Source organism: Bradyrhizobium sp. AUGA SZCCT0160 (assembly GCF_018130105.1).
GTDB lineage: Bacteria > Pseudomonadota > Alphaproteobacteria > Rhizobiales > Xanthobacteraceae > Bradyrhizobium.
Map to the genome: position 1 here is coordinate 221,307 of NZ_JAFCMD010000005.1, position 22,430 is coordinate 243,736.

The 22,430-nt window shown below is 64.1% G+C and carries 15 protein-coding genes and 1 pseudogene; 1 reads left to right on the forward strand and 15 read right to left on the reverse strand.

Translation table 11 applies throughout. The features are described from left to right. Positions 1-3 precede the first annotated feature (3 nt). The 4 genes from JQ558_RS10985 to JQ558_RS11000 all read right to left on the reverse strand — a co-directional run bounded on the left by JQ558_RS10985 (position 4) and on the right by JQ558_RS11000 (position 4,741). Entirely contained in the window at positions 4-843 is an 840-nt protein-coding gene (locus tag JQ558_RS10985) for a crotonase/enoyl-CoA hydratase family protein (protein ID WP_212293633.1), read from the reverse strand. A 190-nt stretch (positions 844-1,033) separates the two neighbouring features. Then, complete coding sequence (locus tag JQ558_RS10990; RefSeq protein ID WP_212293634.1) at positions 1,034-1,948, reverse strand: phosphoribosylaminoimidazolesuccinocarboxamide synthase; 915 nt, start codon at positions 1,946-1,948, stop codon at positions 1,034-1,036. A 72-nt stretch (positions 1,949-2,020) separates the two neighbouring features. Further along, the gene (locus JQ558_RS10995) at positions 2,021-2,938 is read right to left on the reverse strand and encodes a pirin family protein (RefSeq protein WP_212209943.1); all 918 of its coding nucleotides are present in this window, start codon (positions 2,936-2,938) and stop codon (positions 2,021-2,023) included. Between the two features lie 432 nt (positions 2,939-3,370). Then, entirely contained in the window at positions 3,371-4,741 is a 1,371-nt protein-coding gene (locus JQ558_RS11000; protein WP_212209942.1) for an MmgE/PrpD family protein, read from the reverse strand. 132 nt (positions 4,742-4,873) lie between these two features. Between JQ558_RS11000 and JQ558_RS11005 the strand changes: the two are divergent. After that, positions 4,874-6,030 (forward strand): annotated as a pseudogene (locus JQ558_RS11005) (FUSC family protein). A gap of 22 nt (positions 6,031-6,052) precedes the next feature. On the opposite strand, the gene JQ558_RS11010 reads toward JQ558_RS11005, so the two are convergent. The 11 genes from JQ558_RS11010 to dnaA form a co-directional block, all read right to left on the reverse strand. After that, positions 6,053-7,378 (reverse strand): SMI1/KNR4 family protein, encoded by a 1,326-nt coding sequence (locus JQ558_RS11010; protein WP_212293635.1) that lies wholly within the window; start codon positions 7,376-7,378, stop codon positions 6,053-6,055. Between the two features lie 99 nt (positions 7,379-7,477). Further along, positions 7,478-8,806 carry an SMI1/KNR4 family protein gene (locus JQ558_RS11015; protein ID WP_212293636.1) on the reverse strand — a complete coding sequence of 443 codons (1,329 nt, stop codon included), beginning with the start codon at positions 8,804-8,806 and terminating at the stop codon, positions 7,478-7,480. A 170-nt stretch (positions 8,807-8,976) separates the two neighbouring features. Continuing rightward, positions 8,977-9,444, reverse strand: coding sequence for a DUF2867 domain-containing protein (locus JQ558_RS11020; RefSeq protein WP_212293637.1), 468 nt, complete (start codon positions 9,442-9,444; stop codon positions 8,977-8,979). Next, entirely contained in the window at positions 9,441-10,844 is a 1,404-nt protein-coding gene (locus JQ558_RS11025) for an MATE family efflux transporter (protein ID WP_212275785.1), read from the reverse strand. Before JQ558_RS11025 ends, JQ558_RS11020 begins: the two co-directional genes overlap by 4 nt. Before the next feature lie 111 nt (positions 10,845-10,955). Beyond that, positions 10,956-12,254, reverse strand: a complete 1,299-nt coding sequence (gene murA, locus JQ558_RS11030; protein ID WP_212209933.1) for a UDP-N-acetylglucosamine 1-carboxyvinyltransferase — start codon at positions 12,252-12,254, stop codon at positions 10,956-10,958. A gap of 14 nt (positions 12,255-12,268) precedes the next feature. Next, complete coding sequence (gyrB, locus tag JQ558_RS11035; protein WP_212275782.1) at positions 12,269-14,704, reverse strand: DNA topoisomerase (ATP-hydrolyzing) subunit B; 2,436 nt, start codon at positions 14,702-14,704, stop codon at positions 12,269-12,271. 334 nt (positions 14,705-15,038) lie between these two features. Then, positions 15,039-17,246 carry a hypothetical protein gene (locus tag JQ558_RS11040; protein ID WP_212293638.1) on the reverse strand — a complete coding sequence of 736 codons (2,208 nt, stop codon included), beginning with the start codon at positions 17,244-17,246 and terminating at the stop codon, positions 15,039-15,041. A gap of 117 nt (positions 17,247-17,363) precedes the next feature. Beyond that, the gene (gene recF, locus JQ558_RS11045) at positions 17,364-18,503 is read right to left on the reverse strand and encodes a DNA replication/repair protein RecF (protein WP_212275778.1); all 1,140 of its coding nucleotides are present in this window, start codon (positions 18,501-18,503) and stop codon (positions 17,364-17,366) included. Positions 18,504-18,549: 46 nt separating this feature from the next. Further along, positions 18,550-18,837: a GIY-YIG nuclease family protein gene (locus tag JQ558_RS11050; protein WP_212209923.1), complete on the reverse strand. Its 288-nt coding sequence runs from the start codon at positions 18,835-18,837 to the stop codon at positions 18,550-18,552. 51 nt (positions 18,838-18,888) lie between these two features. After that, a complete protein-coding gene (dnaN, locus tag JQ558_RS11055) occupies positions 18,889-20,007 on the reverse strand; it encodes a DNA polymerase III subunit beta (RefSeq protein ID WP_192736315.1) in 1,119 nt (372 codons plus the stop codon). Positions 20,008-20,362: 355 nt separating this feature from the next. Beyond that, positions 20,363-21,793 carry a chromosomal replication initiator protein DnaA gene (dnaA, locus tag JQ558_RS11060; RefSeq protein ID WP_212275776.1) on the reverse strand — a complete coding sequence of 477 codons (1,431 nt, stop codon included), beginning with the start codon at positions 21,791-21,793 and terminating at the stop codon, positions 20,363-20,365. Positions 21,794-22,430: the final 637 nt, after the last annotated feature.

A 22,430-nucleotide genomic window follows, 5' to 3' on the forward strand; every position in this document is an offset into this window, starting at 1 on the left:
ACGTTATTCTTGTGACAGGGGACGTGTGACGGCGCCGTCAGTCGTTCCTGCGTCTCCGCCGAACGCGCCATGGCGGCCGACGCCGGAGGCGAATCGTGCAGCGCCTGAGAGTGTCTCGCCCGAGGCGATCACCTTCAGCCCGCCGCGCATTTCGTTGGCGATGGCGTCTTCCTCCGCGAGGTCCCATTGCCGCAGCGCCGAGAGCCGGTCGGCGCGCATGCAGGTCTGCGGGAAGGCCGCGATTTCCCTGGCCAGCGCAATGGCCTGTGCAACGGCTTCGCCTCTTCGCACCAGGCGATTGGCCAGGCCCATGCGCAACGCCTCCGGCCCGCCGACCGGGCGCCCGGTCAGGATCAGGTCGATGGCCTGGGAATGGCCGATCAGCCGCGGCAGGCGGATGGTGCCGAGATCGATCAGCGGCACGCCAAACCTGCGGCAGAAGATGCCGAAGGTGGCGTCCTCGGCGACGACCCGCATGTCCGCCCAGAGCGCGAGTTCCATGCCGCCGGCGACAGCAAAGCCCTCGACCGCGGCGATCACGGGTTTTGACAGCCGCAGCCGGCTCGGCCCCATCGGCGCAATCGAGTCATGGCCGCCGATCTCGCGCTTCTTGTTGGGATCGCCCGCGGCCACCGCCTTGAGGTCGGCGCCGGCGCAGAAATAGCCGCCGGTGCCGGTGAACACTGCGACGGATGCTGCTTCATCGGCGTCGAACGCCAGAAACGCATCGTAGAGCTTGCGCGCAGTCGCGCCGTCGACAGCGTTGCGGCAATGCGGACGGTTGATGGAAACGATGGTCACGGGGCCATCGCGCTCGACCAGCACGGAATTTTCTTCGGACATGCTTGCCTCCCAATTGTCGATTTTGGAAGGAGCCTAGCGTGAGGCGGTGAGCACCGCCATCACCACTGTCGTCCCGGACAAGCGAGCAAAGCGAGCGCGATCTCAGATGCGCAATTGCGCATCTGAGCCTTCGCCGGGACGACACCGTTTGAGAGGCGCGGTGCTGTGGCAATCTCACCGTGCGGCGGCCTCAAATCTTCAGCTCAGTCCCCGTCACCCGGCGATACGCTTCCAGATAGCGCTTGCTGGTGGCATCCACCACACTGGCCGGGAGCGGCGGGGGCGGGGCGTCACCGTTCCAGCGGCCGGCACGGCGCTCGCTGTCGAGATAGTCGCGCAGCGGCTGCTTGTCGAAGCTCGGCTGTCCCTGGCCGGGCTTGTAGACGTCGACCGCCCAGAACCGTGAAGAGTCTGGTGTCATCACCTCGTCGATCAGGATGATGCGACCGTCACCGTCGCGGCCGAATTCGAATTTGGTGTCGGCGATGATGATGCCTTGCTTGCGGGCGGTGTTCTCGCCGTATTCGTAGATGGTGCGTGCCATACGCTCCAGCGTGGCGGCGACCTCGTCGCCAAGGAGCTCGCGCACGCGCGACACCGTGATGTTCTCGTCATGGCCGGTCTCGGCCTTGGTCGCCGGGCTGAAGATCGAAGGCTCCAGCTTCTCGCTCTCGACCAGACCCGCTTTGAGCTTCTCGCCGGCCAGCGTGCCCGATGCGGCATATTCCTTCCAGGCCGATCCCGAGATGTAGCCGCGGATCACGCACTCAACCGGGAAGACGGTGGTGCGCCGGCACAGCATCGCGCGCCCTGCGATGTCGGCGCGGTGCGCCTTCAGCACGGGCACCTGCGCGATGATCTCGTCGGCATCGGCGCTGATCATATGATGCGGCACGACGTCTGCGAGCTGGCGGAACCACCAGGCGCTGATCTGGGTCAGCACCGCGCCCTTCATCGGGATGGTTTCGGCCATCACGACATCGAACGCGCTGATGCGGTCGGTGGTCAGCAGCAGCACGCGGTCGTCGCCGACGGCATAGATATCGCGGACCTTGCCGCGCCCGATCCGTGGCAGGGGCAAATCGCTGGCGAGCATCGCGTTCATGGTGTCATGCTTTCAAGAAGCGCGCCCGCGGGTGAAGCGCGGGCAGCGGAGCTTTGGTTGCCGAGGGATAGCTCACTCCGGCAGCGGAATGAACTCGTGTTCCTGGGGAACATGGGCAAAACGGCCGGTTTTCCAGTCCTGTTTGGCCTGTTCGATCCGCTCCTTGCTGGAGGAGACAAAATTCCACCAGATATGGCGCGGGCCCTCAAGCGCGTCGCCGCCGAGGAACATCATCCGCGTCGGCTGGATCGCCTTCACCGTGATGCGGTCGCCGGGCCGGAAGATTAGCAAGCGCGGCGCCTCGTAGCGCTCGTTCGCAATCTCGACTTCTCCGTCGACCAGATAGATCGCGCGCTCCTCGTGGTCAGGATCGAGCGGCACGCTGGTGCCGGCGGTGGCCGTCACCTCGGTATAGAACCACGGCGATACCATCGTGACCGGCGACTTCACGCCAAAGCCGCTGCCCGCGATGATGCGCGCGGTGAAGCCGCCGTCCTTGACGGTCGGCAGGCTGTCGGCGGCGTAGTGCTGGAACGATGGCGCGATTTCCTCCGAGCCTGCCGGCAGCGCAATCCAGCTTTGCAGGCCCAGCATCTTCTGGCCATCGCGGCGCTGCACGTCGGGCGTGCGTTCGGAATGCGCGATGCCGCGGCCGGCGGTCATCAGATTCATCGCGCCGGGCTGGATCTCCTGAATGTTGCCCTCGCTGTCGCGGTGCATGATGCTGCCGTCAAACAGATAGGTGACGGTGGCAAGCCCGATATGCGGATGCGGGCGCACGTCCATGCCGTTGCCGGCGATGAACTGCATCGGCCCGAAATGATCGAAGAAGATGAAGGGACCGACCATCTGCCGCTTGCCATGCGGCAGCGCGCGCCGCACCACGAATCCATCGCCGAGATCGCGGGTGCGCGGCACGATGATGAGGTCAAGTGCGTCGCAGGTCTTGGGATCGCCGAGCACGGGGTCGTTGGAAGGTTGCCAGCTCATGAGAAACTCCTTTGGATTTTGCGCTGACTATAGCAACAATGACGGGATTGCGCCTCACGTCATTGCGAGCGAAGCGAAGCAATCCATCGAGCGGCAACCAGGTCTGGATCGCTTCGCCGTTTGGGCTCCTCGGACAACGCACTGCAAATCCTGGGCGAGCCAAAATTGAATCTGCATTAAGTTCACTGCGCGCGGCTGACCGAGCGGCGGTGGGCGACAAGGCGAAGGTAGCGGGCACGAATTGAATGCGATCCGGAGACCCTTCCTTCTCCCCTTGTGGGAGAAGGTGGCGCGAAGCGCCGGATGAGGGGTTCTATCCGCAACGCGAGCTGTGCCGTGAGGAGACAACCCCTTACCCGTCTTCGCTTCGCGAAGCCACCCTCTCCCACAAGGGGAGAGGGGAATACCGCCGATCTGGCGATAGCTCTGCCTCTACTGCCGTCCCAACTGCGTGGCCTTCGCGACGCGATCGAATCGCTCGAGCGAGAGGATCGCGTCCGCAAGCTGGTCCGCGCGGCCGTTCAGCACCGGGCGGGCGAGGGTGAGGAACTTCTGCTGCATCGCCTGCGCGTCCGGAAATGAATCCGGCTCGCCGGAAGGGTCGGCATAGAGTCGCTCATGCACGGCATCATCTGTCGTGATGGAGACGCGTGCGCCAAAGGGATGGGTGCGGCCGATCTCGAGGCGATCGTCCTGCACCACGTCGAACTTGTCGGCCAGCGCGTTCACGGCGGCGTCGCCGAGCCGCTCGTAATCGTCCCAGCCGAAGCGGCCCTGGTCGAGCGCCAGCGCGCCGGTGAAGAACATCGAGAATTGCCCGCCGACGATCGAGGTCGGATGACGCTTGGTGGCGGCATCGCCGGTCAGCGTGATGCCGTTGCGGTGCAGGCCGATCTCGACCTTCTTGATCTGGTCCGGCGTCAGATTGTGCTCCCGGCGCATCGCGATCAGCGCATCGAGCGCCGCGTGGGTGTAGCGGCAGCTCGGATAGGGCTTTACGCCAATTCGAAGCGTCTCATAGGTCTTGCCGAGACCGGCGGTCGCCTTGTCCGGATGCGCGTTGTCGCTGTAGCCGACCAGCAAGCCGTGCTTGCCTTCGACCGATTCGCTCGAACCGACAAAGTCGTTGCGCGCCAGGGTCGCCGCGATCACGCCGTTCATCGCGGCGGCGCCGACCTGATAGCGCTTGTTCCAGGCGCCATTGACCAAAAATTGCAGCGAGCCGGCGGCCTGGCTGCCGGAAACGCCGAACGCCGAGACAATCTGGTCTTGCGACAGGCCGAACAGCTTTCCGGCGGCGGCGGCCGCGCCATAGGTTCCTGCGGTCGCTGTGGGGTGGAAGCCGCGCGCATAATGCGAGGTGGGATCGAGCGCGTTGCCGAGCCGGCAGCACACTTCATAGCCCGCGACGATGGCGGTGAGCACGTCGCGGCCCGAGGCGCCGACCATCTCGCCGACCGCGAACGCCGCCGGCACCACGGGCGCGCTCGGATGCAGCGAGGAATCGGCATGCGTGTCGTCGAAGTCAAGCGAATGGCCGAGCGCGCCGTTGAGCAAGGCGGCGACCGCAGGCGTCCAGGTCTTGGCATCGCCGAACACGGTGGATTCGCCCTTGCCGTCCAGCGCCAAGGCTTCCAGCATCTTCAGCAGCGAGGCGGTGGATTCCGCATCGCGCCGCGCCCGGATCGTGCTGCCGAGGAAATCCAGCGTCAGCACCTTGGCGCGCGCCAATACCTCCGGGGGAATGTCCTCGAATTTCAGATTGGCGACATAGGAGGCGAGCGTTGCGGTTTCGTTGGCCATCGTGTTTCCTCGTTTTGGCCCGCAGGGTAGGCGGGCTGAATCCACCTTTCAAGCCGTCTCCGGGTCGCGGGCACCAGCTATGCTAAAGCTCATTTACCGGCGGGATCGCCTGCAGATTGCGGAATGGGGCGCATGGCTGGCTTCCTGAAGCGTGTGGCAAACCGTGTGCGGTCGCGGCGAACGCAACTGGCGCTGGCTATTCGGGTGACGGTGGCGGCGGTTGTGGCCTACACCATCGCGAACGCCTTGCATCTGACGCTGCCGCTATGGGCTGTTCTGACCTCCCTCATCGTCACCCAGATGAGCGTCGGGCGGTCGCTGAAGGCGACCACCGACTACATGCTGGGGACGATCGGCGGCGCGATCTACGGCGGAGCGCTTGCGGTGCTGATTCCGCATTCGAGCGAAGCGGCGCTGCTGGCGTTGCTGGTGCTCACGGTAGCGCCGCTGGCCTATCTCGGATCGCTCAACCCCAGTTTGACCGCGGCCACGGTGACAGGTGTCATCGTCTTGTTGATCCCGGAGATGCACCACACCAGTCCGCTCGATTCCGTCATCGATCGCCTGATCGAGGTCACCGTCGGCGCGTCCACCGGGCTTGCGGCTTCCTTTCTCGTGCTGCCGTCGCGGGCGCATCGCCAGATCCGCGCCAATGCGGCGCGCGTGATCGAACTGATCGCGGGAGCATTCTCTGAACTGCTCATTGGCCTGACGCATGGCCTCGACAGCGAGGCCCCGCACCGATCCAGGAGGGCATCGGTGCCGAGGTGACGGCCTTGCATGCGATGGGGCAGGAAGCCGAGCGCGAACGCGCGGCGCGTCTGTCATCAGGGCCGGACACTGGCCCGCTGCTGCGGACCATCCTTCGGCTGCGTCATGACGTCGTGATGATCGGGCGGGAGTGTCTGGTGGCATTGCCTGCGAACGTGCAGGCGCGGCTGGATACGCCCTTGTCCGGCGTGCGCGAGGCGATTGACGCCCATCTGCGCGCGTCGGCGGCCGCATTGCGCAACGGCGCCAGTCCGCCGGTGATCGACCCCGTGCAATTTGCGCTGCAGGGCTACGCGGAGGAAGTCGCCTCGGTCCGCCGCGATGGTCTGATCCGTGGCCTGTCGGGCGACGTCGCCGAGCGCTTCTTCGCGCTCGGATTTTCGCTGGAACAGATGCGCCAAAACATCGGCGATCTCGATCGCTGCGTCGCGGAGTGGTCTACAAAGCCGCCGGCTAAAGCGTTTTCCAGCGAAAGCCTGCCCCGGACCCGATCCGGGGTGGACTCCGGTTCGCGTTAAGAAAACGCGTTAGAATAAGAATCTAGTCCAGATAAACGCCCAGAAAGCTGAGTGCGGTGGCATCGCGTTTCGCGATGCCGTCGGTGAGGGCTTTCAATGCGGCGTCGAAGCTGGGCGCGGCCTGCTCCAGTTCGAAGGCGCCGTCATGGTCCCACAGGAAGCACCAGCCGAAGCGCTCGCCCTGCCCGAGATTGATCACCAGGCAGCGGCTGTGATGGGCGGGTTCGGCGACCGGCAGCAGATCGCGCGCCGCCACGCCATATTGCTCGCGGAAGTAGGCGTCGATATTCTCCGGATCGTCCTCGGTGAGCGCGATGAAGTTGAACAGATTGCTGCGCTGGGTCGCCAGTTCCGTCGGCCGGTAGAAGCACAGTTCGGCCGAATCGTCCGGCAGCCGGACCTGCAATTCGCCCTCGCCATGCTGTGCGAGGAATTCGCGGTAATCTTTCGGCAGCCTGGCGCCGAGTTCCTCCTCGGCCTGTAGCAGGTCGCTTTCGCTCACGGCCTTCTTGGTGTGCCAGCGCCAGCCCTTGTCGGATTCCGATATGCCTTTCCGCCGCGCGACATAGTCGGCATAGGCCGGCAGCTCGATGATCTCTTCGTAGCCGCCAAACTCGCGATACTTATAGGCGTAATCGAAAGCTTCTTCCTGCCGTTCCGGAAAGTGGTCAATCAGAATCATCGCGCGCTGCGCGCCGCGGTCCACGCTTGCGTCGACCCTGCAGGCCTCTTCGATTGCCTCCAGCGCGACCTTCGGATCATCGGCGCTCAGATGCGCCCAGCTCAGGACTTCCAGCATGCGGGCCTCGAGGTCGCTTTCCCTGATGGACCAGGCGTAATACGGCCTCTTGGCCGCACGGCGGGCTACGATGGTGTCGCGTCCGCGTTGGGCAAGCTCGATGATTCCCTCATCGTCCTGATCGTCGAAATAACCGTGATTGGCTGCGAGCAGGAGATAAAGCGGTTCACTTGCCGCCGGCGTGTCCCGAAGCGCGGCAAGATGTTTTGCCTGCGCTTCGAGGGATTCGCCCAGCGCCGCCAGCATCAGGTTGTCGAGCCCCTTTTGCCAGTCTGGTTTGGGCTCTGGGTCCGGCAGCAGATTGCGCAGCGTATAATCCGTGTGGGTGGTTTCCATGTAGCCGTCCGCGACGAGTTCGGCGGCATGCCGGCGGAACGCCGCGACGGCGGTTTCCATGTCGGAAAATTCGTCGCGCAAATACTGGTCTTCGCCCGGTTCCAGGTCCTCACGCATGAGGATGCCCAGAATGATCGGATCGCCGTCGGTAATTAACAGCAATTCCCTGTCATCGTCCCCCGGTGGGCGGTGAAAGAATTTTGCCAGATACATGGGAATCTCCGAACGCGCGGGCGCAACGCCGCTGATGGTTCATACTTGACGCGTTTTCTTCACGCGAACCGGGATGCACTTCGCTCGAAAACGCTATGGTCAGTCGAGATATATGCCGAGAAAACCGAGCATGGCGGCATCGCGCTTCTCGATGCCGGAGGTCAGCGCCTTCAGCGCGGCGTCGAAGCTGGGCGCGGCCTGTGTGAGTTCCCAGCTGCCGTCATGGTCCCACTCAAAACACCAGCCAAAGCGTTCGCCCTGCCCAAGGTTGATCACTAGGCAGCGGCTGTGCTGCGAGGGCGCGGCGACCGGCAGCAGGTCGCGCGCGGCCACGCCGTACTGCTCGCGGAAGTAAGCGTCGACCTTTTCCGGATCCTTCTCGAAGCGCGTGATGTAGTCGAACAGATTGTTGCGCTGGGTCGCCAGTTCGGTCGGCCGGTAGAAGCACAGTTCGGCCGAATCTTCCGGCAGCCGGACCTGCAATTCGGTCGAGCCGTATGTCGTGAGGAATTCCCGATAATCTTTCGGCAGTGTGGCGCCGAGCGCTTGCTCGGCCTGCAGCACGTCGCTTTCGCTTGCCGGCTTCTTGGTGTGCCAACGCCAGCCCTTGTCGGATTTCGATTTGCGTTTTCTCCGTTTGACATAGTCGGCATAGGCCGGCAGCGCGATGATGTCTTCGTAGCCGCCAAACTGGTGATATTTGTAGGCGTCATCGAAAGCCTCTTCCTGCCGCTCCGGAAAGTGCTCGACCAGAATTGTCGCGCGCTGCACGCCGCGGTCCTGGCCTGGGTCGACCCGACAGGCCTCTTCGATCGCCTCCAGCGCGGCCTTTGGATTATCAACGCGCAGATGCGCCCAGCTCAGAACCTCCAATATTCGGGCCTCGAGGTCGCGATCCTCCATCGACCAGAAATAGTGCGGCGTCTTGGCGGCGCGGTGGGCGGTGATGGTGTCGCGCCCGCGTTCGGCAAGCGCAATGATCTGGTCGTTGTCCTGATCGTCGGCATAGCCGTGATGGGCGGCGAGCCAGAGATAGAGCGGCTGGCTTGCCGCGGGCGTATCCCGAAGCGCGGCAAGATATTTGGCCTGCACGTCAAGCGGTTCGCCCAGCGCTGCCAGCATCAGATCGTCGAGGCCTTTTTGCCAGTCGGGCTTGGGCTCTGGATCCGGCAGCAGATTGCGCAGCATGTAATCCGTGTGCGTGGTTTCGACATAGCCGGCTGCGGTGAGTTCGGCGGCTTGCCGGCGGAACGTGGCGACGGCGGTCTTGGGTTTGGAATATGCCTTGCGCAGGAACTCGTCTTTTTTCCGCGCACCCGGCGCCTCGTTCATATACTTGCCGATGACTGTCGGCTCGTCGCCGGGCATGAACAGCAGACCGCGATCATCATCGCCCGGTGGGCGGTGGAAGAACTTTACCAGACGCATGAGGGTCTCCGAACGCGGGGGCGCAAGGCTGCAGGCAGAAGCTGCCGCCGACGCAAAAAAAGGTCGTGCGACCACGGCCGTCAGCCACGGTCTCCCGGTTTCAGTCGCAGGTTCGGAACAACAGGTTCACGCCGGGCAATGGGTCGATGGAGATCGGCTTATGTGCCGATTCAGACCGCGACCTGACGCAGCAGGCTGCGGACGATCAGCCGGTGAAACGGCATGATGACGGCCAGATAGGTCCGCCCCAGCCAGTTGTGCGTCAGCACCAGCGTGGTTGCCGTGACCTCCCGGGCGGCGCCTGATGTCGCGACGTCGACGACGATGCGAAAATCCAGATGCTTGTCATTGAAGCCGGCGACCAGCCGGTCTGGCTGCTCGCTCACGATCGGGAATATCCCGACCATCTCTCTGGGTTTAGAACCGGCGCCTGACGTCTTGAGGCCAAACGGCGTCACCAGAATGTTGCGCAGGGTCAGCAGCGCTTCGGCCCATCGCGGCTGCCGCGCCATCATGCGCTCGGCTGCCTGCCGCGCATTGAGGGCGCGATCGCCGATTTCGATACGGAAAGCGTCGGCAAACTGCGCGCCGGGCAGTGTGTTCGGGTCGATGGCGGGTGTGACTTCACGAACGGTCATTGCAACGCCAGTCTGTTCGACAGCAGGCGGAAGCGCAAGATCAGCAGAATAGCAAACACGACGGTGCCGACAGACAACCCGACCCAGACGCCACCGGCGCCAAGCGATGTCCGAAATCCGAGCGCCCAGGCGCAGGTAAAGCCGACCAGCCAGTAGCTGAAGGTGGCGAACAACAGGGGGATGCGCGTGTCGTTCATGCCGCGCAGCGCGCCGTTGGCGACGGTCTGAATCCCGTCGGTGATGAAAAAGGTGGTTCCGACCAGCAGCAGCGTTGCCGTCAGCGTCGCCGTGGCGTCGACGGCTTCGCCGAGGAACAGTTCGGCGATCGTGAACCGTCCCAGGATCACGGCAAGCGTCATCGTCGCCATGAACACCGTCCCGAGCAGGATCGCGACATAGCCAGCGCGCCTGACGGCGTCGCGGTCGCGGCGCCCGACCGCATGTCCGACCCTGACGGTGGCCGCCATGCTGATCCCGAACGGCACCATGTAGAGGATGGCCGCGATCTGCAGGGCGATCTGGTGCGCGGCGAGCGCGGTGGTTGAGATCAGGCCCATCAGCAGGCCGGCCGCGCCGAACAATCCGTATTCGAGCATAAACGCCATCGAGATCGGCGCGCCGATGACGACGAGCTTGCCCATCAACGGCCAGTCGATCCGCCAGATGCGGCCGAGCACGTGATATTTGCGGAACGGCCGGCGGCGCGCGGTGAACCACAGCCCGGCGAGGAACGTTCCGAGATTGACGATGCTGGTCGCAAGGCCCGCGCCGAACAGCCCAAGCTCAGGCAGGCCCCATTTGCCGTAGAGCAGCGGATAGACCAGCAGCGCATTGGCCGGGATCGCGGCCAGCGTGATCCACAGCACCGGCTCGGGCCGGTTCACGGCGCTCATGAAGCCGCGTATCGCGATAAACCACAGCGCCGGCAGGATGCCCCAGGCGAGGCCGAACAGATATTGTTGCGCAAGCTTTGCGGCAGCCGGCGCCTGGCCGAGCGCGATCAGGATCGCCTCGCCGCGGAACGGCAGGATCATCAGCGGCGCCGAGATCAACACCGCCGCCCACAGGCCGACGCGCAGCGCGCGCCGCACCATGCGCGGATCGCGCGCGCCGAAAGCCTGTGCCGCCAGCGGCGCCACGGCAGACACCAGGCCGAGGCCGAACGTGAAGATCACGAAGAAGACCGTATGCGCGAGGGCTGCCGCGGCAACCGCTTCGCCGCCGAGCCGGCCGATGAACGCCAGATCGGTCGTCATCATCGCGATCTGCCCGAGCTGGGTCAGCGCCAGCGGCACCGCGAGCTTCAGCGTTTCGGCGAACTCCTCAGCCAGATGGCCGCGCGTCCGCGCCGCCGGGACAGGCGCGAGCGAGGTTGCGTCGATTTTGTCGAGCGAGGTCATGGATCAGGACTAACACGGCGACGGGCCGAAAAAGTGACGGTGGCTGCGGTAGATTTTGGTTTGGACGCGTCTTCTTCACGCGAACCGGCGTCCACTTCGCTTGAAAACGCTCTATCCGCCGTCGCGCGCCGGCACCCGCGTAATCCTGGCGCCGAGTGCATTGAGCCGTTCCTCGATCCGCTCATAGCCGCGTTCGATCTGGTCGGCATTGTTGATGGTGGAAGTGCCTTCCGCGGCCACCGCCGCCAGCAGCATCGCCATGCCGGCGCGGATATCGGGCGACGTCATCAATGCCCCGCGCAGCCGGCTCGGGCCCGCCACGATGGCCCGGTGCGGGTCGCACAGCACGATGCGGGCGCCCATCGAGATCAGCTTGTCGACGAAGAACATCCGCGATTCGAACATCTTCTCGAACATCAGGATGACGCCGTCGCATTGCGTTGCGGTGACGATGGCGATCGACATCAGGTCGGCGGGAAAGGCCGGCCAGGGCTGGTCTTCGAGCTTCGGCACATGGCCGCCGAAATCGTCCTGGATCTTCATGGTCTGGCCGGACGGCACCACGAGATCGTCGCCTTCGACGCCGCAGACGATGCCGAGCCGCTCAAAGCCCATCCGGACCGAGCGCAGATGCTCGACGCCGGCGCGCGCGATGCGCAGCGGCGAGCGCGTCACCGCGGCGAGCCCGATCAGCGAGCCGACCTCGATATGGTCGGGCTGGATCGCGTAGCTGGTCCCACCCAGCGTCGCCGGCCCGTGGATGACGATGGTGTTGGTGCCGATGCCCTCGATCTTGGCGCCGAGCGCGACGAGGAAGTTGGCGAGGTCCTGCACATGCGGCTCGGAGGCGGCGTTGCGCAGATACGTCGTGCCGTGGGCGGCGACCGCGGCGACCAGCGCGTTTTCGGTGGCGGTGACGCTGGGCTCGTCGAGGAAAACGTCGGCGCCCTTCAGTCGCGAGGCGCGGAACTCCAGCCGATGCGTCGCCGTGACGGTGGCGCCAAGCTGTTCGAAGGCCAGAAAATGCGTATCGAGGCGGCGGCGGCCGATGACATCGCCGCCGGGCGGCGGTAGCGCCACCTCGCCGCAGCGGGCCAGCAGCGGCCCCGCCAGCAGGATCGAGGCGCGGATGCGCGCGCAGAGTTCGGGATCGAGATCGGCGGCGCGAATTTCCTTGGCGTGGATTTTCAGCGTGTTGCGCTGCTCCCACTCGGCCGCGGCGCCGACCGAGCGGATCAGTTCGACCAGCGTCTCGGTATCGCGAATCCGCGGAACGTTTTCGAGCGTGACCGGATGGTCGGTCAGCAGCGCCGCCGCGATGATCGGCAGCGCCGCGTTCTTGTTGCCCGACGGCTCGATGGTGCCCGCAAGCCGGTGGCCGCCTTCAACGATGTACTGGATGGGCGCCACTGGAACTCCGTGCATCACACGTCGACATTGGCGCTGAGCGAGTTATCCTGGATGAATTCGCGGCGCGGCTCGACCACGTCACCCATCAGCTTGGTGAAGATGTCGTCGGCCTCGTCGACCTCCTTGATCTTCACCTGCAGCAGCGAGCGCTCGTTGGTGTCGAGCGTGGTTTCCCAGAGCTGCTCCGGATTCATCTCGCCGAGACCTTTGTAGCGCTGCAGCGCCACGCCCTTGCGGCCGGCGTCGGTCACCGCTTCGAACAGGCTAACCGGCCCGTGAATCGCGATCTCGGCATCCTTGCGGCGCAACAGGCCCGGCTTCGGATAGGCCTCCTGCAGCTTCGCCGCGTAATCGTCGAGCTTGCGGGCGTCGGCGGAGCCGAGCAGCGCGTCGTCGATGATGGCGGCATCCTTGACGCCGCGGACGGTGCGTTCGAACAGGAAGCCTTCACCCTCCGTGAAGCGCCCGCTCCAGCCGCGCTCGACTTCGTCGGCCAGGGCATCGAGCCGCTTGGCGATGTAATCGGCGGCGGCATTGGCGTTGCTGATATCGCTTGTGATCTTCGGGCTCAAAACGCCGGCGATCGCAGCCTGCTCGACCACCATGCGGTTATAGCGGCTGTGCAGATTATGCAGGATGCCGCGGATGACGCGGGCGTCCTCCACCAGTGACAGCAGGTCACGGCCGCCACGCTCCGAGCCCGTGGCCGGCTTGAACACGCAATCGTCGAGGCCGGCTGCGATCAGGTAATCCTCCAGCGCGCGCTCGTCCTTCAGGTACTGCTCGGACTTGCCGCGTGTCACCTTGTAGAGCGGCGGCTGGGCGATGAAGAGATGGCCGCGGTCGATCAATTCGCGCATCTGCCGATAGAAGAAGGTCAGCAGCAGCGTGCGGATATGCGAGCCGTCGACGTCGGCGTCCGTCATCAGGATGATCTTGTGGTAGCGCAGCTTGTCCGCGCTGAAATCGTCGCTGATGCCGGTGCCGAGCGCTGCGATCAGTATCCCGATCTGCTCGCTGGACAACATCTTGTCCATGCGAACGCGCTCGACGTTGAGGATCTTTCCGCGCAGCGGTAAGACCGCCTGGAATTCGCGGTTGCGGCCCATCTTGGCGCTGCCGCCTGCGGAGTCACCCTCGACGATGAACAGTTCGGATTTGGCGGGGTCTTTTTCCTGGCAATCCGAGAGCTTGCCGGGCAGCGAGGAGCTACCAAGCGGACTCTTCCGGGTCAGTTCGCGCGCCTTGCGGGCGGCTTCGCGCGCGGCGGCGGCCTGGATCACCTTGCCGACGATGACCTTGGCTTCTGACGGGTGTTCCTCGAACCATGCCGCCAGCGCTTCGTTGAGCACGTTTTCGACCACCGGGCGCACTTCCGAGGAGACCAGCTTGTCCTTGGTCTGCGACGAGAATTTCGGGTCCGGCACTTTTACCGAAAGCACCGCGGTGAGGCCTTCGCGGCAATCGTCGCCGGTCAGCGCGATCTTTTCCTTTTTCGCGTTGGCCTCGGCATAGCCGTTGACCTGGCGCGTCAGCGCGCCGCGGAAGCCGGCCAGATGGGTGCCGCCGTCACGCTGCGGGATGTTGTTGGTGAAGCACAGCACGTTCTCGTGGTAGCTGTCGTTCCACCACAGCGCGGCCTCGACGCCGATGTCGTTCAATTCCGCCCGCACCATGATCGCGGCGGGCACGATCGCCTTCTTGTTGCGGTCGAGATATTTGACGAATTCCTCGACGCCGCCGGCGTATTGCATCACCTCGCGCTTTTCGACCGCATGGCGCATGTCGGATAGCACGATATTGACGCCGGAATTCAGGAACGCGAGCTCGCGCAGGCGATGCTCCAGCGTCGCGAAATCATACTCGACATTGGTGAAGGTTTCGGACGACGCAAAGAACGTCACCTCGGTGCCGCGCTTGCCATTGGCTTCACCCACCACCTTGAGCGGGGCAACGGAATCGCCGTGGGCGAACTCGATGTAATGCTCCTTGCCGTCGCGCCAGACTCGAAGCTGCAGCTTGCTCGACAGCGCGTTGACGACGGAGACGCCGACGCCGTGCAGGCCGCCGGAGACCTTGTAGGAGTTCTGGTCGAATTTTCCGCCGGCGTGCAGCTGGGTCATGATGACTTCGGCCGCGGAAATGCCTTCGCCCTTGTGGATGTCGACCGGAATGCCGCGGCCATCGTCGCGCACCGTCACCGAGCCGTCGGCATTGAGCACGACTTCGACCGCGCTGGCGTGACCGGCAAGCGCTTCGTCGATCGCATTGTCGACGACCTCGTACACCATGTGGTGCAGGCCGGATCCGTCATCGGTGTCGCCGATATACATGCCCGGCCGCTTGCGCACGGCGTCGAGGCCCTTCAACACCCGGATCGATTCCGCGCCATATTCAATCGGAATGGGATGCTCAGTGTCGGCAGGTGTCTGCCGGGCAGGTTCTGTCATGTAAGGCCTTCGAGGTGTCCCGAATCAGCTGCGCAATATGAGGCGCTGATTGATCTATTTGTGCCATGAAAGAGGCCATGCGCCTAGCGCAAAGTCTCCGTCTTCAAGCTATTGAATAAATAGTGTTTTTTGGCGCTCTTTCAAGGCGCTCAAAGGGCGATTCGGCGGCCTCTGAAAAGGACGATTCGAGGGATGATTCCGGGCCTTCAAGTGCCTGTTTTTCAGATGCCGTTGCGGCAGAAAATGGCAGGCCGCAACGGAGCTGCCGGAGAACGGTGCAACCACCCCGCGTGCCCGGGACGCAAGCGCCCGCGAGCACGCCGCGCCAGGCCCCTCAATACATCTGCAGCGACAACGCATCTCCGCTCGGCGCAATGATCAGGCCCCAGGCGTCGTCAGCGGTCACTTCGACCGTATCGTTTCGTGCCGGACGGCCCGCGACCTTCACGGAATAGGCGTATTTGCCCGGCGGCAGGTCGAGCATCGGAGGCTTCGCCGATTGCGGCCCGCCGGCACCGGCAGCGAGCTTGATCGTCTGCTTGTTGATCGTGACCGCGGCTTCACCGCCGCCCATGTTGCCGAACACCAGCCTGGCCTGACCCGGCTTCGGGATCACGCCGGCCTTTGCGGCGACCTCGGTATATTTCTGTGCGAGGCTGACGGTGGTCTCGTCCTTGGCGCGGCCGAGTTTTAGCTGTGCGGGCCCATCGGGCGACGCAAATGCCAGTTGCATGCGGTCTGCCTGCACGACGGCGCGCTCCGCGGATTCCTTCCAGCCGCGTTTGCCAAGCTCGGTGCGATAGAAGGCGAGCACGGAAGCGAGATCCGCAGGAACGCTGATTTCGAGTTCCCGGCGGAACGGAGCGTTGCTGCCAGGCAGCTTTCCACTTCCGCGGGAGACAGTCGAACCACGCTGCTTGGGCATCGGAAACGGCGCGTCGGCATCGGTTTCGGGGTCGGCTTCGAGAACCTGCACCGCCGCTTTGGCGCCGCTGGACGCCTGAGTGGCGTCTGCTGCACCGGGCTTGGCGGCCATCTTCGCATCGGCCACCACCAGCGCCGATCCGTAGCCGCTGATCTTCGCCCTCGGGCCCATCTGCATGATCGTGAGCGACATCGCCTTGCCGCCTTTGGAGAACTCCATCACGGCCATGGCGGCATGGTTGATGGGCGAGGGCTTCTCTTTCCAGCCCTGAGCCTTCAGCGCGCCGCTATAGAACGCCGCGACCGCTCTCACGGTCGAGGGGGAATAGAAATCGAGGCGGCCATCGGCGGCTTCGAACTTCACCTCTTCGGCGTTCTCGGGCAGCGGTACGGGTTTCGAATTGTCGGCAAGGGCGCGCAGCGGCGCGTCCGACAGCTTGGCGGCCTGGGCCACCCGCCGCACTTCGTCGGCTGCGATGATCTCCTTTGCCATGGCCGCCGCATCGCTGAGAAACTTCGCGTCGGCTTCCTTCTTGGCCTTGGCGCGCGCGGCGAGGGCGGCTTCCTTCATGTGAGTCGCGACATTGACCATCGTCATGTCATATCGGCGGCTGAGCTTCAGCGTGGCGGTTTGCTCGGCCGAGGAAAAATTCAGCGTGACGTTGTCCGGGGTGACGACGGCGCCGCGCGTCTCTTCCGTCCAGCTCCGCGCCGCAAACTCGCGGCGATAAAACGCCAGCGTTGCGGGAAGCTCGGCAACGACGCCGATGTCCAGGCTGCGGTCGACCGAATTGGAATCACCGGAACCGCGCAGGCTCTGGGTTGTCTTCGGTATCGGCAGGCCGGACACGTCGTCAGCGGCTTCGAGCTTTTCCGGCATCGCAAATGGCGCAACCCGGATCTCCACGCCGGTCCGTCCGTCGTCGCGGCGCTGCAGCGTCAGCATCACCGGCCGCTGCTGATGAGGGCCATTCTTGGCATCATGGCTGTAATAGGCGCGCACGCCGTTCTCGATCGTCTCGCTGAGCTGCGCGTTCGGCCAGCGCGCGGCCGCCTCCGCGGCTTCGAGCGGCCTCCAGCCGATCGCTTCCATCTCCTTGCGGAAGAAGTCGAGCGTTGCGTCGAACCCGGTCGGGGCGATGCAGCCAAGATAGGGCCGCCGCTCGTCGTAGAGGATGTCGGCGGCACCTGGCGGGAACGGCACGTTCGCATAAATTGGGATGTAGCTATTATAGGACAGGGTGGATTGCTTGCCCAGCCAGACGCTCATATTCAGTCCTTGCCGTCCTCTCTTGAAAGCCGACGAGGAGGTGTTTTCGAGCGGGCGCACATATTCCACCCAGCCGTCGGCGGCCAGCGATTTCTTCGTCGCCGCGGCCGTGGCCGCGACGGAAGCCGGAATGTCGTAGGTCAATCGATAGGTTTTGCCGTGATGGGTTTTGGTCTCGGCCGTTTTTTCCACGGCGCCTTCGGGCTGCGGCAGGGTGCGGACATCGACCATGGTGTCAGCGGTGTAATCGGCGCTGGCGGCAACCGGCACGCTGGCGATCACCGCGAGGGTGAGAGCAAACAGGTGTTTTCGTGCCGGGACCAGCGTCCCGCGCGTCGTTCCAAACATGGGTATCTCCGGATATTGCCGATGCCTGGCGCAGCAGCGATGGCCGCGCATCGATGGCGCGATTACTGGAGTCTAGTCGCGCGGGTGGGCGTTGAGGTTCAACCGGGCGCCTGTTGCTCAGGGGCGACGGGCGACTTGGCCGGAATCGACGTCGAAAACCTCGCCGGATGCGCCGATATCGGCGAATGCCGCCGGATCGGCGCCGGTCATCCAGACCTGCGCGCCGAGTTTTGCCAGCTCATTGAACAGTGCTTTCCGCCGGCCCGGATCGAGATGTGCGATGACCTCGTCGAGCAGCAACAGCGGCACGATGCCGGTCATCTCGGCGACCAGCGTGGCATGGGCAAGCACCAGCCCGATCAGCAGCGCCTTCTGTTCGCCGGTGGAGGCATCGCGCGCCGGCATGTTCTTCGGCGCGTAGACCACCTGCAGGTCGGTCAAATGCGGACCGTCCAGCGTACGGCCGGCCGCGGCGTCGCGTGGCCGGCTAGCGCGCAGGATCTCGCGGTAACGATCCTCCACGGCCGTCGCAGGTTCGCTCACCAGCGCATTCTCCATCCAGCCGTCGAGCATGATCTGCGCCGACGGAAACGCGGAAGCCGCACCGCGCTCGCGCAGCATCGCTGCGAGTTTTGTCACGGTCTGGCCGCGGGTGGCGGCAACCGCGACCGCAAGCTCGGCGGTTTCGCGCTCGATCGCGTCGCACCAATGGTCATCGTAATTGCGCACTTCGAGCAGCCGGTTGCGCGAGCGCAGCGAACGCTCCAGCGCCGACACGCGGCTGGAATGCTCGCTGTCGATCGCCAGCACCAGCCGGTCGAAGAAGCGCCGCCGTTCCGAGGCGGCGCCAAGAAACAGCCCGTCCATCGCCGGTGTCAGCCACACCATGCGCAAATGATCGCCGAACGCCGTTGCCGAACTCACCGGCTCGCGATCGATCCGGCAGCGCCGGCCAGTGGAACTGTTTTCATTTGCCGGCGCATCGATACCGGTGCCCAGCGTCGCAAGCCCCAGCGCGCCCTCGACTTCGGCGGAGACGGCCCAGGAACCGTCGCCCTGATTGTCCGCGACATCTTCCAGCGTCGCGCGCCGCAAGCCCCGTCCCGGCGACAGAAACGAGATCGCCTCGAGGCAATTGGTCTTGCCGGCGCCGTTCGGTCCCACCAGCACCACGACGTCTCCGCGCGTCTGCACGCTCCCCGCCCGATAATTGCGAAAATGCGTCAGCGTCAGCTTGTGGATGCGGGAAGGGGTCATATCAGGTTGTCATTGCCGGGCTTGACCCGGCAATCCATCGTCCGCGCTAGCGGACAATCTCTTCGTACAAATCTCGCCAGTCGGGATTGCTCGCGATAATCAGGTCGATTTTCCACTCGCGCGACCAATGTTTGATGTTCTTCTCGCGTTGAAGTGCCGTGGCGATTGCTTCGTGCGGCTCAAAATATACCAATGTCTTGATGCCGTACTTCTTGGTGAAGCCGTCTGCCAAACCCTCTCGATGCTCGTAGACGCGCCGCACCAGATTGTTTGTCACGCCAACATATAGCGTTCCACCGGGCTTACTTGCGAGAATGTATACCCAATAGGTCATTTTCGAAGGTGATGGATTGCCGGGTCAAGCCCGGCAATGACAGCTAATTCCTCACACCCGCATCGGCATCAGCACGTAGAGCGCGCCTTTGTTGTCCTTGTCCTGCACCAGGGTCGGGGAGCCGGGATCGGCCAGCCGCAGCACCGCGACTTCGCCTTCGATCTGGGCGGCGATATCAAGCAGATAGCGTGAGTTGAATCCGATATCGAGCGCGTCGGAGGCGTATTCGACTTCGAGTTCTTCGGTGGCGCTGCCGGAATCCGGGTTGGTCACCGATAGCACCAGCTTGCCGGCCGACAATGCCAGTTTCACCGCGCGGCCGCGTTCGCTCGAAATGGTCGAGACGCGGTCGACCGCAGCCTCGAAATCCTTCTTGTCGACGATCAGTTCCTTGTCGTTGTTCTGCGGAATGACGCGGCCGTAATCCGGGAAGGTGCCGTCGATCAGTTTCGAGGTCAGCACCACATTGCCGAGGGTGAAGCGGATCTTGCCCTGCGACAATTCGATCGAGACTTCGGCTTCATTGTCCTCGATCAGCCGCTGCACCTCGCCGACGGTCTTGCGCGGCACGATCACGCCGGGCATGCCGACAGCGCCCTTCGGGAGAACCAGATCGATCTGCGCCAGCCGGTGTCCGTCGGTCGCCACCCCGCGCAGGGTCGCAGCCTTGGCGCTGCCGGCCGAGTGCAGGTAGATGCCGTTGAGGTAATAGCGGGTCTCTTCGGTCGAGATCGCAAATTGGGTGCGGTCGATCAGGCGCTTGACGTCGGCGGCGGCCAGCGAGAATGAATGCGTCATGTCGCCGGCTGCCAGATCGGGAAAATCGCTTTCGGGGAGGGTCTGCAGCGTGAAGCGCGAACGGCCGGCACGGATCGCCAGCACCGAACGGTCGCCGTCGGCCTCCAGTACGATCTGCGCGCCATCGGGCAGCTTGCGGACGATGTCGTAGAACATATGCGCCGGCACGGTGGTCGAGCCGGCGGTTCCGGTTTCCGCCGCCAGGGTTTCCGTCACCTCGAGGTCGAGGTCGGTGGCCTTCAGCGACAGCTTGGCGTTTTCGGCACGGATCAGCACGTTGCCGAGGATCGGGATGGTGTTGCGGCGCTCGACCACGCGATGGACGTGGCCCAGCGATTTCAGGAGTTGCGCGCGTTCGACGGTGACCTTCATTGCAATACCCGCCTGATCCCTAAGATGGAAAAGCCGGGCGGCCCTGAAGGCGCGCCGCGGCCATTGAAACCCGAAAGCCGGATCAAGATGGGACTTGATCAAACCTTCGGGGGGACCGCAAGGTGGCGCGGATAGAGCCCAAGCGCAAGGGATAGCGACGCCGTTTCCCAAGGTTTGCGGGCAAATTCACCGTCGTCCCGGCGCAGGCTCAGATGCGCAATTGCGCATCGGGGGACCCATAACCACAGGCGTGTGGCTTGCATAAGCCGTCGGCCAGGGTGCCCAAACGCCCGGCCGCGGAGTATGGGTTCCGGCGCCCCGTGCGCTATTGCGCACTAGGCCGGAACGGCTGCGTTCATTCCTGCAATTGGCGCTTCAGCGATTCCACCTCTTCCGACAGCGCGGTATCCCGGGACACCAGTGCCTCGATCTTGCGCACGGCGTGCAGCACCGTGGTGTGGTCGCGTCCGCCGAACCGGCGGCCGATCTCGGGCAGCGACCGCAGCGTCAGCGTCTTGGCCAGGTACATCGCGACCTGGCGCGGGCGAACCACATTGGCGGTGCGCCGGGAGGACAACAGGTCCGAACGGCTGACATTATACTGCCGGGCCACCACGCGCTGGATGTCCTCGATCTTGATCCGCTTCGGTTCCTGCGGACGGATCAGGTCGCGGACTTCGCGCTCGGCCATTTCCAGCGTCACCGGCTGGGCGTTGAGCTTGGAGTGCGCGAGCAACCGGTTGATGGCGCCTTCGAGATCCCGGCCGTTATGGGTGATGGTGCGCGCCAGATAGTCCAGCACCGGTTCCGGCACGTCGAAGCTCGCATGATGGGCACGGGCCGCGGCGACGCGCGATTTGAGGATGCCGAGCCGAAGCTCTTCGCCGAGCGAACCCATTTCCACGACGAGGCCGCCGGCCAGTCGCGAGCGCACGCGATCGTCGAGGCTTTCGAGATCGGACGGCGGGCGGTCGGCCGCGATCACGACCTGGCGGCCGGCATCGATCAGCGCGTTGAGCGTATGGCAGAACTCGGCCTGGGTCGATTTGCCCTGCAGGAATTGCAGATCGTCGATCACGAGCACGTCGATGCCGCGCAGCGCTTCCTTGAACGCCAGCGCCGTCTGCGTTTTCAGCGCCGCGACGAAGCCGTACATGAACTTCTCGGCGGTGAGATAGAGTACCTTGCGCTCGTTGCCGGAATTGCCGGCCCATGTGACGGCCTGCAGCAGATGGGTTTTGCCGAGACCGACGCCGGCGTGAATATAGAGAGGATTGAACATCACGGCATCGCCGCGCCGCCCTTCAGCGACCTGGCGTGCCGCCGCATGCGCCAGTGTGTTGGAGCGGCCGATCACGAAACTTGCAAAGGTGAGGCGCGGGTCGAGCGGCGAGCCGCCGAGCGCATCATGGCTCGCGGACACCGGCGCAGTCGCGGTGGCGCGCAGCTCGGGCGCAGGACGGCCGTTGGCATGCTCGACGCGGCGCTGATCGGCCGGCGCAGGAGCCTCCTTCGCGGGTGCGGCGCATCGCATCGCCGTGCGCACGGTGAGGTCGATCCGGTGCACCTCAGGCATCTCGGCCTGCCAGCAGGCGAGAACGCGATCGGCGTAATGCGCCTGGATCCAGCTCTTGAGGAACCGGGTCGGAACCGACAGATGGACGTTCTCGTCCTGCACGCCTTCCAGATCCATGCGCGCGAACCAGCTCGTATAGACGTCTTCGCCTACCGTCGTCCGCAACCGACCCTTCACCCGTGACCAGCGATCCTGTTCGATATTCGTCATTGCCTGATAACTTCTCTGAAAGAGTAATGTTCGTTGCTAAATCGCCTTGCAGGGTTCCTGCCAACAGGTGTGCTGCAAGGCGCGACCTCAAACGGGACTTCAACTCCGGACATGGATCGACCGTTCGGCGCGAACCGCCGCTGGTCAGATTGTCGGTTGGAGAAGAAGGTTTCCCGTGAGGTCAGCGCGTACTCGACGGTCCATCCGGAGTTCGCACCGAGGAATGGTTGGAAAAGAAGGCTGGAGAAACCAATACGGTCTGTTGTGAAATGCGTCCGTCTAATGCCGCGATTCCGTAAAGCATAGTGCCTCCCCCTCTCGCCGCGAAAGCGCGCGGCGAGTTGTCATGTCGAAAGTGTTTTTCAAAGTCAGTCTGCCGCTACCGAACATCGATGCCCGGCGCTGCGCCGCCGCGTAACCTCAGTCTGTCGTCTTCAACACGTTCACGCGCTACGCGTTCCCAACGATGCGGTTGCCAACACCTGCCTTATCTCCCTAGTCATCGACACGCGAAACCTGCACGCCACGCCTGAGAAATTTAGACACAGAACAACCATTCTCATATTGCTATGAGTTACCAACTTAGCATCGCTTGGAAAGCGTCGCTAACGCGCACACCGCCGCCGATTTGCACGTC